Here is a 12,984-nt window from a genome sequence, read left to right on the forward strand (position 1 = left end):
TTAGTCCTAGTTTATGTCGATATTTGCGAAACATACTACGCTTAAGTGGCTGAATCGTAAATTGATGGAGTGTCACAAATGAAGAAGGTCACATTAACGTTTGTCGGGGAAGGTTCGGATCGTATTGCAGAAAAATTCTATGCGTGGATGACGGATGGTGGGTTAGAAGATAGCATGATTGAGAATTTATCTGACCGTGAAATCTCAGTTGTCGGCATCAGTGATATGGATAATGAAACGCGTGATGTGGTAATCAATACGGAAATGAACTAACGAGTCGACTATCGTCAGCAAGCAGAATCAGATAAAACAAAGCCCTTCACGAGAAGGGCTTTGTTGCGTTTATAAGCGTGAGAGCCTAGTTATTTACCAGTGTCAGACCGCTTGGTAGTGCATCACCGAAGATACGCTTCGATTCGCTCTCAGATAGCTCTTTGACCTCTTCAACCAGTGATACCCAAGACTCAGGTACCTTGCTTTGCTTCAACTTAGCCAGTACCTGCTCACGGTAGTCGTCTGAGATATCAAATAGGCGGTCGCCCGTCTTACGACAAATCATTACGGCTGCGAAAGCGATCATTGGCTCTTTCTGCCAGTTTTGTTCCAGTAATTTAGGTAGCCACTGTTCCGCTTGTTCACGAGGAATGACGTTGTGCTGGCTGCCATAAAGTGGCGTTCGCGATGCCAAGCGTCCCAATGCCCACCAGTGCGCTTGTTCAAACTGGTTTTGGTTGATGGCTTTGCTCAAGAACCACGTTGCCAATAGAACTTTGTCTTCGACTTCTAGGTGTTCAAGCGACGCCGCCAATCGAACCATGGATTCATAACCCATGTCTTGTGCCGCTTTAGCTGACTGTGGGTTTTTCATCGCGCCAGGGTGTAGGTATTTCGCGATGTCTGCCAAAATGGTTTCTTGTTGTTCTTGGCTTAGACCGCCCGCGATACGTCGCCAGAATACCCACCAGTCTGTCCAGCCTTGATGGTTTTTGAACTGAATATTTTGTTGATACAGTCCCCAAACTTGCTCAATACGCCAAGAGTCTGTTGGATCGCCAAAGCCCGGACGCAGTGCAAAGCCAGCCAAACGAAGCCAGTTTTTCTCGTGCTGTTCAGAACGACGGCGACGCTTACGACCTTGTGCAAAAGTATCGAAAAGTTGACGGAGTGTGGTGAAGTCCCATTCGTCACGTTTGCCGAGCTTCTTCTCAAGATCTTTGGCTAAGGTTTTGATCTCTTTGCCTTCTGCGCTTTTCTTGTTACCGCTGTAAAGACGAGCGATCAGCTCCTTACATTCGTTCAGTTTAGGGTGAAGCTTAACTTGCTCGCTGTCGTCGGTTTGCTTGTTACGAACTTCGAACTCAAGCTCCCAACGTTTGCTGTCATCTTCTGCGCTGACACATTCCATCTTAAGTGTGCCGACTTCGGTCAACTGACACGCCAGTTGTACTTCTACACGCTCTTTCTGGTTGGCTTGCAGTTCAGCGCCTTCACCTTCAAGGGTGGTGATATAAGGCGGAAGAGGGGCAAATAAGTCAGGATCAACGTCCACCATCACACCGTTTTGAATAGCGGTGTTATTGGTTAAGGTGTCGTGGGTAGACGTCAGCAGGTTAAAGCGAACGGGTTCACCTAGGGTAAGCGAGAAACGACGACCACTTAAGCGGATCTCATGACCTTCTTCTGTACCTTTTGCAAGCAAACAGAGCGCTTTGCCCATCTTGTTCTTTTCTTGAAGATGCAAGAAGTAAGAACGCGCTGCACCACCACCAATTTTAAGCTGTGCACCACGACGTGCTTTACCAAAGGCAACGGCACCCAGCGCAACAGACCAATCTGGATGAGGGTTATCTAATACCGTAACTGGTGCGCCGCGCCAATCGGAAAGTAGGGTAGTGACGCGCTCAGTCACAAGCTCACTGTTGAACACACCACCGTTAAGTAGCAAGCCTACCGGAATTGCATTTTGTTTGTCGTCTTCAATGCCGAGAGCGGCGCGAGCAACTTGCTGATGCTGAGTTAAGAACTCGGCAACGTGTTTGCTCACTGCTGGGTCAGCAACGTATGGAAGACCAAACTCGACAACGGCGCTGCGGCGCTTGTCTGGTACTTCACTGAAATCAGAAAGCGGGAAGAAGCCATCTAAAGCGATTTGGTGCACTTCTTGTTTGCTCAGCCCAATACTCTTTGTTCCGCCAAGAAGTTTTGAGCCGCTGCCCAGCATGGTGATTTTTACTTCTTCAGGTGCACTCGCTGAAAGCAGGTTCTCTTTCGCCTTGCGAGTTTGCTGAATCAACTTAGTCAGGCTTGCTGCAGTGAGCTTCTTACTTTGGTTGAAGCGGCTCTCCGCAAGGTGCGCTAATGCTAAGTCGAGGTTATCACCACCAAGCATCAAGTGCTCGCCAACACCAATACGATCAAGGGCTAGTTCATCTTGAGAAGAGAAACTTGCTTCAATCAAGCTCAAGTCGGTAGTACCACCGCCCACATCACACACCAGAATCAGCGGCAACTCTTTGAGTTCATCCGCTGCGGTTTGCTGGTGGCGTGCGTACCAGTCGTAACATACGGCTTGTGGCTCTTCGAGCAGGACGATTTTCTTTAAACCAGCCAGCTGTGCAGCTTCAAGCGTGAGTTTACGAGCGGTTTCATCGAACGACGCTGGAACGGTCACAACCACATCTTGGTCTTCTATCTTATTGCTAGGGTGACGGTAGTTCCATGCTTGACGAATGTGGTTGAGGTAGCTTGCGCTGGCAATAACGGGTGAGACTTTATCTACGTCTTGCGCGCCCGCCCAAGGAAGAATGTCTGAACTACGATCCACTGCTTGGTGCGATAGCCAGCTTTTAGCACTGGATACTTGACGTCCTTCCACCTTCGCGCCTAATTCACGAGCCCATTCACCCACGATCACATTACTAATGTCGCCAGAGACAGGTTCGTTTTCCCAAGGGAGTGTTAGGTCAGAAGGGGAGATTTGACCAACCGCAGGGTGATAGCGGAAAGAGGGCAGCAATGGTTTACGAACCACTTCACCCGGACCAATCAATTGGTCGATGTCGAATAGGGATACTTCGGATTGTTCAAGGTTGTCGGTAATTTCACAATACGCCACCACAGTGTTTGTGGTGCCAAGGTCAATACCAACAAGAAAACGAGGAGATGCCATACAAACCTTCGTGTATTTAAAAACGGCACCCGATTGGATGCCGTTTGATTTCTATTTATTCTTCTTCGTTTGAGTTGCTTTTCGCGTCTTCGCGCACATCGAACTCAACATGCCATTTTTGACCGTTATCAGCGGCAATGGCTTCTAAGTAAAGCGTACCAAGCTCAGTGACGCGAGAGGCTAGGGTTACTGGAACCACTTCGCCTTCACGACGACCTTCAGATACAGGCAGCGTTACTTGGATCTCTGGAAGCTCTTCAAGCTCTTCTGGTGCCCAGTAGTCTAGGTGAGTACCTGCTAGGTCATCACGACGAACCGTTGAGCCGAAGAATTGGAAGTTAACTGGCTGGCCGATGATCAAACCAAACTCTTGGCTTGGTACGTCAACGCTTGAGCCTTCTTCCATACCAAATGGTGCAACACAAAGTGCTTCCATTGGCGGCGCCATGCCCGGAATAGCTGGCATCGCACTTTCGATACCCACGTAGTACGCCGAAGCAATACCACCACGGATACGAACGCCCTGACCACGACGCACAGAGCCGTAGTAAGCCGCACCGCTAGCAACTGCAAGGTCTAGATCCACACCTGTTAGGCGTTTTGCCATTTCTGCATCTGCTTCAATTAGCCATTCGTTGATCGTGTCTTCTAGACGAGTTGCTAGAAGTTTCGATTTCAGAACACCACCGTTGAATAGGATTGCGGTTGGCTTGATGAAGTCAGCTGACTGCGCTGCATCCGAACCTGGCATACCAGGCATGTTAGCGAATGGGTTGAAATCTTGAGCTGCTGCTTCTGCGCCATTTCCTGAAGTAGAAAGAGCATTGGCTTGCTTAGACAAGAACGCTGCAATGTGACGAGTAATGCCTGCATCTTGTGCGTAAGGCAGACCCATTTGCGTTAGTGCACCACGGTTACGTTGAACAGGGTGGTCAGTAATTGCAACTTGAGGGAAGAAGCCATCAACCAGTGTTTGTTGTACTTCTTCTTGAGTCAGTTCTGTTTTCAGCGTTGCGCCAAGCAGTTTAGAACCACGGCTTGGTACTACGATTGGCACTGACTGAAGTTCGCTGTCGTTCAATAACGCTTCTTTCGCGTCACGACATGCGTGTGTCATTGCCTGAACTTGCCATGGCTGTAGCTCTTTACCTTCTTGGGCTAGCTTCATCTTCAAGCGGTACGCAAGTGCAAGATCCATGTTGTCACCGCCAAGTAGGATGTGTTCGCCTACCGCGATACGGTTCAGAGTTAGGTTGCCGTCGTCTTCAGTTACTTCAACCAAAGAAAGGTCGGTTGTACCACCACCGATATCGACCACAAGCACGATGTCGCCAACTTCAACTTCGTCGCGCCATTTGTCGTTGCTGTTATCGATCCAGTTGTAAAGTGCAGCTTGTGGCTCTTCTAGAAGTGTTAGGTGCACAAAACCAACGTTGCGTGCTGCTTCTGCAGTTAGATCGCGAGCAGCAGGATCAAAAGAAGCAGGAACCGTAATGGTTACGTCTTGATCGGCAAGGTTGTGATTTGGGTTCGCGTGATTCCAAGCGTCTTTTAGGTGCTCTAGGTAAAGCTCTGTCGCACGAAGAGGGGATACTTTTTCCACTTCTTCTGGGCTACCTGCTGGCAGGAAAGCATCACGACGGTTCACACCTGCGTGGCAAAGCCAAGATTTCGCACTTGCAACAAGACGAATTGGTGTTTTTGAACCTAGGTTACGTGCAATTGCACCAACTAGAGCTTTTGGCTCGCTCGACCACGGAAGAACGCGTGATTGCGGGTTCATTTCGTGTTCGTGTGGTTGGTAAAGGAAAGAGCCTAATTGGCTGCGAGTCTCTACCGTACCCGGCGCAGTCAACTGCGGGATAGGCATCACTTCAACGCGAGCGTCTTCGTCGTGAGTATCAACAAAAGACATCACACAGTGTGTTGTACCTAAGTCGATACCAACACTGAATTTAGGCGTCTGTTGAGTTTCAACAGACGCTTCTTGAGAATGGTTTTCTTGGTTCATGTGTTCCATTACAGCTCAACCTCAGCTGGAGCGATCACAGATGCGTCGTAGTTCTCAGCCAGTTTAGGCAACGTCATTGATGTTGCCTTCCAACCTTTGTGAACTAGCGTGCCGTTAAATGGCGCGCTGCCTGTTACGTTGCCAGTTAGGCGGATTTCTTGTGGGTTGAAGCCTTCTTCAACCGTAATGCGAGTTTCTTCGTCTTCGTTACGAACGTGCGCTAGCGTCACGTAGTCGTTCAGTACTTTCTGACCACCAGTGTGGATTACGCGAGCGGCTGCGCCTACTTCTTCATCAGAGAATGACGTTAGGTCTTCTTTTAAGAAGTCAATCAGACGAGCTTCTTGTTGCATGATAGAAAGCAGCTGCATTGCAGAGTCTGTTGATGCGGTTGCAAGTTTTGATTCAACTTCTACAACACGCTCTACGACTTTCTCTACTTCTACTACTTTTTCTACTTCAACGATCTTCTCAACTGGTTTCTCAACCTCGACGATTTTCTCGACTGGTTTTTCTACCACTTTCTCGACCACTTTTGATTTGCGCGACACTGCAACTAGAAGAAGCAAAACGCTCGATGCGGTTAGGCCAGCGTGAAGCATATCGAACGTTTGAGGAATTAGGTTCAAATCAATGTTCATGACGTTTTTTCTCTTTCTATTGATTTATTGGTGCTCAGTATTGGCTCATATTTGTTCACTAAAACGATCGTCTTTGCGATCTTGCACCAAGTTTAGACATTAAAATGATGACGGATGGTAGCATATTCAAGGCTTAAGGCTGTAATAATTCGTGACTATACCGTACGAACAGCGTGAAAAATCGACGATCAGACTCCCCAATATAGGTTGTTGCTTGATGTTTGTGCGTTGCTAACGCAGTATTTCAATAGATCCCGAAGTTTAACTTACGGAAGTATCAAAAATTACGATATGACACAAAGCACCGCTCATAAGAGCTTTATAAAACGACATTCAGACTCTATTTTAGCTTTTTTGGCGACTTTATGTGTCACTGCTGGTGTAGTAGGTGCTGCTTATACAATGCAGCAACGGTATACACAGACGACGTTTGATACTTTAGCCGACCGACAAGCAGAATCACTTAAAGCAAACGTCGAGAATGATCTAAAGTTCATTGGTGCGGGCGCAAACTTTTTCCATTCGATTGAGCGAAGCTATTGGCCATCGTTTCCTATGTATGCGGAACAAGTGATTAATAGCTCGCGAAGTCTCATTGGACTTCAATGGATGCAAAAGGTCGAATTCGAAGATCTTGATGAACATATTTTAAAGACCCGTCAAAAATTTCCAAACTTCCAACCGTTTACCGTTCCTAAAGATGGTCCCAAAACCTACGGGTACATTTTTGAACACAATGAGCCAATTTTTATCGCGTCGGATATCTACCCAAGAACACCGGAAAACCTTTCTCTATTGGGTTTCTATTTTTCGCGCAAACGCTTCGATTTAATCTTGGATGATATTTCCGAAAATGGGCGAGCGAATGTCTCGGATAAAGTTCGCTTACTGCAAGATGGTTATGACAAGTCCATACCTAAGACTGGGTTGCTGGTGTTCCATCCAGTGTTCGACTTCGAGAACAAATATTTATTAGGAGTAGTGACCGGCGTTATCCGAAGTACGGTTTACTTTGAGGATTTGATTACGAAAACCGCGACGGAGCTCGATATGTCGGTGCGCGTAGAAGATTTGGGATTCGACGCAGCAGATGACCCTGTTCTCTTTCAAAGTGCTAGCTGGGATAACATTCGAGGAACCGTTATAAGCCGAACCATTCAACTGCCTAACCGTGAATGGCGTATTGACTTTAAGCTTTCTGACGCAGTCTCAGCTTGGGAGCGTTCTATTTTAGCGGGCACGACGCTAGCCGGATTGGTAATCGCCTTTTTGATCAGTTGGATTGTGAATTTACAGTCTCGAGAAAAAGAGCGCTTAGCGGTCATGTTGGAGCTCAAAACCGTTGAATTAAAAAGAATGGCAGAGCGAGACCCTCTAACTCAACTACTGAATCGCCGGGCATTCAACGATCATTTGCTTAATCAGATAAACAAAGGTGTTAACTTCGCCTTGGTTGGTTTTGATATCGACCACTTCAAAGTGATTAATGACAAACACGGCCATTTAGGTGGAGATGAAGCGTTACAACATGTTACTAAGCTGGTCAGTGCTAATTTAAAACCGGGAGATAAGTTTTACCGAGCTGGTGGTGACGAGTTTTGTATTATTTCTAAAGTCATTGATAGAGCAGTGCTAGAAGCTTACCTAGAAAAATTACGGAGTGTTGTGGCAAGTACGGCTTTTGATTATGGTGATGCGTCAATCATCTGTACGTTGAGTATCGGTGCGGTTATCCATAAAGAAGAAGATCCTGAGAGCTTGTATCACAAAATGGATAGTCAACTCTATTTGAGTAAAAAAAACGGCCGTAATAATGTGTCGATCGGCGATTAAATGGGCGCACAAATTCGAGTTTTACGCCGTGTTACGATAGAATCGCACGCTTTAAATTTTTATGTTAGGAACCAAGGCAAACTATGAACCATAACCGTATTGTATGCTTCGATTTAGAAATGTGTTGCTGGAACGAAAATGGCGTCGGCAGCACGGGTGAAATTATCGAAGTGGGGTTAGCTGAAATAGATTTGTCTAAAGGTGAGATAGTCAAGCGTGCTCAATACTACGTGAAACCAGAACAAGATGAAGTGTCTCTGTTCTGCGCTGAGTTAACGGGCATCACACCACGTAAGATTGAAAAACAAGGACGCCCACTAGAAGAAGTGCTTAAATCCATGGTTAAGAACTTCGGTGGTCGCAACAAAATCTTTGCATCTTGGGGGCGAGATGACCTCATTCTTCTAGAAGAGTGTAAGCAAAAAGGTATTGAAGCACCGTTCACAGAGTTCATCAACTTAGCGACACTCTACCGTATTCAAAATCGTCTTAAAGATAAACGTATAGGCCATCGAGCCGCTCAAGAAGCAAAAGGAATAGACTGGGAAGGGCGTCAACACTCTGGCTATGTAGATGCATATAACTTAGCTAAGCTTGCTTTGACCATGTTTTAGTTATTCGAACCTAGCTAGCTTGTAATTAAATAATCATCCAACCATTGTTGTTTTGTCATGCAGTCTGTTTAGTGTGGAAAGAGCTAAACACATACCTTGACCAGTATTTTAATAACAATGTCGTTGGCTTATTGAAAAACGCGCAGAGTGCGCGTTTTTTTATGGCTACAGAAGCGATATCTGTTGTCATTCTAGGGGTAGCTTAGAGTTAGCCAGCGACTTATATACTCATCTCGTCACTTTACTGAGACTGTAACTTCGCTCGAATGAACTCGCTGTGATCAACATAGAGTAGCTCTGCTGTTTTACGGATCACCGCGTCTTCTAGCGGGTCAATTTCGCCGTCTGCGTAAGCGACTTCCCACATGCTTTTGATTAAGTTGTAACGAGTTTCTTGAGTCAGTTCTCTTAGTTGAGAGGTAAAGTCGTACAGCGAAGCGGAATCTTTAATTTTCTGTTGCGCTTGCTCTAACAAAGTATTTGATTCCTCTTCATTTAACGAAAGCAGTTTCATCAATAAAGAGCGCTTTGTTTCTTGTTCTCTATCATCGACACTATGGTCTGCGCCAGAAACTTCACAAAGCAAACACGCGATAGCCATGTTAGGGGAAAGTGTGTTGGTTTGGCTTAAATCAGAGCCATCAATGAGTTGTTTAAATAATGATGTGAGAGAATTAAACATAATGAACACCGAGCTATTGTTTATTTGGTTAACATGGTAATAAATACGGAAGATCTCAAGGTGCGATACCAAATTTAGCACGCCGTTGACATTTAAGAACGGCCACTTTCTCCCCAAAAAAACCTAAACTCCTGAGTTAGTTCAAGGTGACTTGCCTCTTACAAAGGGCAAGTCATTTTGGGATTGATACTCAGCTTTCAGCACGTGTCGGTGGAAAATGAACTTCGTCACCATCACTCGTCAGAATACTAATTTGACTTGGTTTGCCTTCATCATCAAGGCGTAGCTCACCAATGGCACTATGGTTAACCAAGCGATAAAAGTTGTGCGTACTTGGTGCGCGTTTGTAAATCTTGAGTCGTTTACGTTTTGTGAACCAGTTTAAAGGTGAGCGAGGGCTGTATAGCAGTCTATCTAGGCCATCACACATATTGAGCAGTTGTGTAGGGAACTGATTTTTAATTCCACTACAGGTGATTTGATAGATATTCGGACTGTTTTTTCGATAGCGGAGCTTAATATCGTATGCAAAAGAGTAGTGCACGTCGCCAGAGAGAATAACAAAGTTAGTTGGTGTCTTTGTGTGTGTGAAAATACTAATAAGAGTATTCGCACTTCCGGGGTGAGCCATCCAGTTTTCAGCATCAACCATCAATGGTTTACCAAGCATGGTCACCACACGTTGTAGTGCTTCGATAAATTTCACACCAAACATTGGCGCGGCAGAAACAATAACAACCTTGTCTTGATGCACGAGCTCCTGATGGAACTCAATCATCGCTTCCCAGTCCATTAAGCCAGAAGGTTTGTTCATTTTAGACTCAGAACGCCAGCGTCTGGTTCGTGTATCTAGCACGACAACTTTTGGTGTCGTAGGAATAGTGTAGTGCCAATTCTCAAAGCGATACAAATATTGAATAAATGCATCTTGGGTTTGCGAGGTTCGCTCATCGATAAAGCGTTGAGCGAGGCTCATAAATTCATCATTGAATTTTTCTGGCGCATTTCCCCAACCTTGGCAAAGCCAGTAAGCAATCAAGCTATTACCGATAATGCGTTTTGCAAACGTGTTGCTGTATGCGGCTTGTTCCCAGCCTATGGTGAGATTCCAATCGTCGGTGACATCGTGATCATCAAAAATCATATAGGTTGGAATGTGAGCGAGTAAGCGTTGAACCTTGTCCAGACCTGCGACGAATTTATCAATTTGTTTTTTTTCTTCGCGGCATTGCTGCTGCCATTTGGGTTCAAGAACTTCTCCGCCGACAGTAAATTCGTTTTCTAACAAACGATCCGTTCGAACAAGCTTCCACAAGGTCGGAGACCAAACCAATAAGTACATTGCAAAGCACTCAGCAAAGCTTATTAGGTGATTCTCACACTCTTTGGCGCTGAATATTGGTGTCCCTCGGTGTGGAAAAAACTTGCTTAGTAAACTGTCATCACTCACATAATGAGGCAACAATTTATCTCGACCATAATAGCAAGCAGGGTGTTGGTAGAGCTCATTGGTATTTTTTATCGGAGCTTGATCGAATTCTTCGCCTGGCAAACCCAATAAAGCTATGACTTGCTCAATGGCATCGAGAGTGGGGCCTGCAACATGGTCTGCATAGATTTGATCACCACTCATGATGAGCATATCTGGTCTCTCTTCAATGGATTGAGACGCGATTTTATGATCCGCAGCGACCAATGTATCATCACTGAAGTGATGGGGATTACGGCAAGAGCCATGTAAGAGATAATCCGCTTTTTCACTAACGAGGAACTCAATACCCAAGTTTGGCGTATTATCTCGCTCATAAGTTAGGTGAGGGAGCAGTTCCGTCACTAAGCCATATTGCGTTTTTATTTGATAGCGTAACGCTTGATGGGTTGGAAACTCGCCTTCTAATTTAAGTAAGCAACACCACGCATTGAGGCCGATTTGAAGCTGTTCTTTTTGTTCACTTAAAGGGGCTTGATAAAGGATGGAGGCATTTTCATCCGTAATTTGCACCATACCCTCCAAGCGTTGGGTGGTGACTAGCCAAATATTGATTTCAGTTGCGGTCACTTTACGTAGGATCGGACCTGCAACGACAAGAGGAAGTGAAGAAATTTCAGTCGTGTTCATCAATGCTGGCAAAACGGCTCCTTATGTGTCAGCTTCTTCTTCTAATATTTCGATAACTTGCGAGCTACTAAGTTCATGTCCCATAAGGAACAAACCAAGCATCGCATCGGCTTTTGACGCGTTATCACTGTCTTCATCCAAAATTTGCTGAAGCCGAGTTCTAATTAGGTCGATTTCGTGTTCGACGAAGCCACGCCCTTCTTCGTCACCTTGACCATCTTCTGGTGCATTATCAAAGTGCAAAAACAACATGTCACCATCGAGTTGAGTCCCTATCAACCTCTCTGGCAGCCATGCTTCTCCCATCACAATGTCTGGGTCTGTATCTGCGGGTAAATGATTCAAGGTAGAGATGAGTTCTGATGCTTTCACTTTTTACTTCATTATGTTTGATTTAGAACTAAGCTAGAGTTTAAGCGCTTGTTGTGATGGTAAAATACTCGCAAACAAGCTCACCTAGTCGTGCAATATTAATATGATCTTGGGACTCAAACTGTCACGAGGATGACAACATTTGCCATTGTAACGGCTATCATCAGCAGAACATAAGCTTTTAATGGCAAATCATTGATGTTTGCCTGCTTCTCAACCAACATTTTTCGAACTCATGAAGAGATTAATTCTAACAACACTCGCTTTACCTTTAGCTGCGGCAGTTTCTTCTGCGCATGGTTCAGAAGAACAAACGTGGGGGATTGCTGCGATGTATCGCACAGCATCGATTCCGTTTTACACCGCCGATAATGACTCTACGGTGAGTACATTTGTACCAATGATGTTCTTTGAAAACGAACATGTGTATATCAATGGCATTGAAGGTGGCGCTTTTTTGTATAACGAGAGTGATTCCGACTGGCGCGCGAGCGCACTCATGCGATTGAGATTTGTCGATATTCCCATGTCGCTACAAAATGCTAATGAAGGGGACAGAGTCGATTTCGGTGGGCAAGTGCGTTATAGCATTAACGACACTTGGCGCGCAGAAGTAGAGTTGATGACGGACGACGAACTCCAGTTTCACTCTAATTACCGCCTTGCTGCCAATTATGTATTTGGTGATTGGGAATTAGAGCCATCGATTACGATTCGATACAAAGACGCTGATTTCAATAGTGAATATTATTCCTTTAAGGATATTACTGGCGAGAGAATTGGAGCTGGGCTTGACACCAATCTTGGTATTAAAGCGCGTTACCATGTAACTTCAAATTTGTATTTATTGGGTGAGACGAGTGTTACTCGCTTAGATGATAACGCCTACAACAGTCAGCTTGTAGAAGATCGGTATCAGGGAGAAGTGTTTGTTGGTTTTGGCTTTTTCAACGATAAAAGCCAAGCTCCGAAACCAACACTGAGCAATAAAGCATATCTACGTATTGCGCATGGTTGGGCGACGCCTTCGAACATCGGTGAAATATTTAGCTTTGAGAGAGAAAGAGACCCATACGACAATCAACTTACTTCATTGTTTTATGGGCATCCATTAACGGATGAGCTGTTTGGTTTTCCTCTTGATATTTATTTAACGCCAGGGTTGGTTCATCACTGGTCGTCCAGTGTTCAGTCTGCGAGCACAGAATACGTCATGGCGATTAAGGCTTATTATACGGTTAATTGGCCTACGACTTGGCGATTTGGTGTAGCGGAAGGTATGTCATACATTGATAGCATTACCTATATTGAAGGCACAGAAATGGAAGACAAGGGTTATACACCAAGCAAGTTGCTCAACTACCTAGATTTCTCGTTTGATGTCAATGTAGGCGATCTCTTCAACCAAAAGAGCTGGAACAATATGTGGGTGGGCTATTCATTGCATCACCGCTCGGCGATTTTTGAAAGCGCTTCCCAGTTTGGGCGAATTAAAGGTGGGAGCAACTACAATACTATTTATTTCCAGTTCGAGTTTTAGCGC

General features: G+C 45.3%; 10 protein-coding genes. 4 read left to right on the forward strand and 6 right to left on the reverse strand.

The features are described 5' to 3' along the window. Positions 1–78 precede the first annotated feature (78 nt). Positions 79–273, forward strand: coding sequence for a hypothetical protein (locus R7044_RS05845; protein ID WP_005377692.1), 195 nt, complete (start codon positions 79–81; stop codon positions 271–273). Between the two features lie 85 nt (positions 274–358). On the opposite strand, the gene R7044_RS05850 is transcribed toward R7044_RS05845, so the two are convergent. The 3 genes from R7044_RS05850 to R7044_RS05860 are packed head-to-tail and all read right to left on the reverse strand — an operon-like array spanning position 359 to position 5,821. Further along, on the reverse strand, positions 359–3,169 hold the full coding sequence (locus tag R7044_RS05850; RefSeq protein WP_225455409.1) for an Hsp70 family protein: 2,811 nt from the start codon (positions 3,167–3,169) through the stop codon (positions 359–361). A 55-nt stretch (positions 3,170–3,224) separates the two neighbouring features. After that, positions 3,225–5,189: an Hsp70 family protein gene (locus R7044_RS05855; RefSeq protein ID WP_161440737.1), complete on the reverse strand. Its 1,965-nt coding sequence runs from the start codon at positions 5,187–5,189 to the stop codon at positions 3,225–3,227. Beyond that, entirely contained in the window at positions 5,189–5,821 is a 633-nt protein-coding gene (locus R7044_RS05860; RefSeq protein WP_017634945.1) for a DUF2760 domain-containing protein, read from the reverse strand. Before R7044_RS05860 ends, R7044_RS05855 begins: the two co-directional genes overlap by 1 nt. Before the next feature lie 291 nt (positions 5,822–6,112). Between R7044_RS05860 and R7044_RS05865 the strand changes: the two genes are divergently transcribed. Together R7044_RS05865 and R7044_RS05870 are read left to right on the forward strand one after the other, a co-directional pair. Next, positions 6,113–7,654: a sensor domain-containing diguanylate cyclase gene (locus R7044_RS05865; RefSeq protein WP_005377686.1), complete on the forward strand. Its 1,542-nt coding sequence runs from the start codon at positions 6,113–6,115 to the stop codon at positions 7,652–7,654. A gap of 83 nt (positions 7,655–7,737) precedes the next feature. After that, positions 7,738–8,268, forward strand: coding sequence for a 3'-5' exonuclease (locus R7044_RS05870; RefSeq protein ID WP_042522915.1), 531 nt, complete (start codon positions 7,738–7,740; stop codon positions 8,266–8,268). A 241-nt stretch (positions 8,269–8,509) separates the two neighbouring features. On the opposite strand, the gene R7044_RS05875 is transcribed toward R7044_RS05870, so the two are convergent. From R7044_RS05875 to R7044_RS05885, 3 genes are all read right to left on the reverse strand, one after another. Further along, positions 8,510–8,950, reverse strand: a complete 441-nt coding sequence (locus R7044_RS05875) for a TerB family tellurite resistance protein (protein ID WP_017820644.1) — start codon at positions 8,948–8,950, stop codon at positions 8,510–8,512. A gap of 190 nt (positions 8,951–9,140) precedes the next feature. Further along, the gene (locus R7044_RS05880; RefSeq protein WP_205390863.1) at positions 9,141–11,081 is read right to left on the reverse strand and encodes an alkaline phosphatase D family protein; all 1,941 of its coding nucleotides are present in this window, start codon (positions 11,079–11,081) and stop codon (positions 9,141–9,143) included. Positions 11,082–11,090: 9 nt separating this feature from the next. Further along, on the reverse strand, positions 11,091–11,441 hold the full coding sequence (locus R7044_RS05885) for a hypothetical protein (RefSeq protein ID WP_005377676.1): 351 nt from the start codon (positions 11,439–11,441) through the stop codon (positions 11,091–11,093). A gap of 235 nt (positions 11,442–11,676) precedes the next feature. Between R7044_RS05885 and R7044_RS05890 the strand changes: the two genes are divergently transcribed. Beyond that, on the forward strand, positions 11,677–12,981 hold the full coding sequence (locus tag R7044_RS05890) for a MipA/OmpV family protein (protein WP_205390864.1): 1,305 nt from the start codon (positions 11,677–11,679) through the stop codon (positions 12,979–12,981). Positions 12,982–12,984: the final 3 nt, after the last annotated feature.

Source organism: Vibrio sp. 1402 (genome assembly GCF_033340275.1).

Bases quoted from the DNA above. Each gene is read 5' to 3' on its own strand.
- R7044_RS05850 (WP_225455409.1), bottom strand. From the start codon at position 3,169: ATGGCATCTCCTCGTTTTCTTGTTGGTATTGACCTTGGCACCACAAAC.
- R7044_RS05870 (WP_042522915.1), top strand. From the start codon at position 7,738: ATGAACCATAACCGTATTGTATGCTTCGATTTAGAAATGTGTTGCTGG.
- R7044_RS05845 (WP_005377692.1), top strand. From the start codon at position 79: ATGAAGAAGGTCACATTAACGTTTGTCGGGGAAGGTTCGGATCGTATT.
- R7044_RS05875 (WP_017820644.1), bottom strand. From the start codon at position 8,950: ATGTTTAATTCTCTCACATCATTATTTAAACAACTCATTGATGGCTCT.
- R7044_RS05860 (WP_017634945.1), bottom strand. From the start codon at position 5,821: ATGAACATTGATTTGAACCTAATTCCTCAAACGTTCGATATGCTTCAC.
- R7044_RS05890 (WP_205390864.1), top strand. From the start codon at position 11,677: ATGAAGAGATTAATTCTAACAACACTCGCTTTACCTTTAGCTGCGGCA.
- R7044_RS05865 (WP_005377686.1), top strand. From the start codon at position 6,113: ATGACACAAAGCACCGCTCATAAGAGCTTTATAAAACGACATTCAGAC.
- R7044_RS05855 (WP_161440737.1), bottom strand. From the start codon at position 5,189: ATGGAACACATGAACCAAGAAAACCATTCTCAAGAAGCGTCTGTTGAA.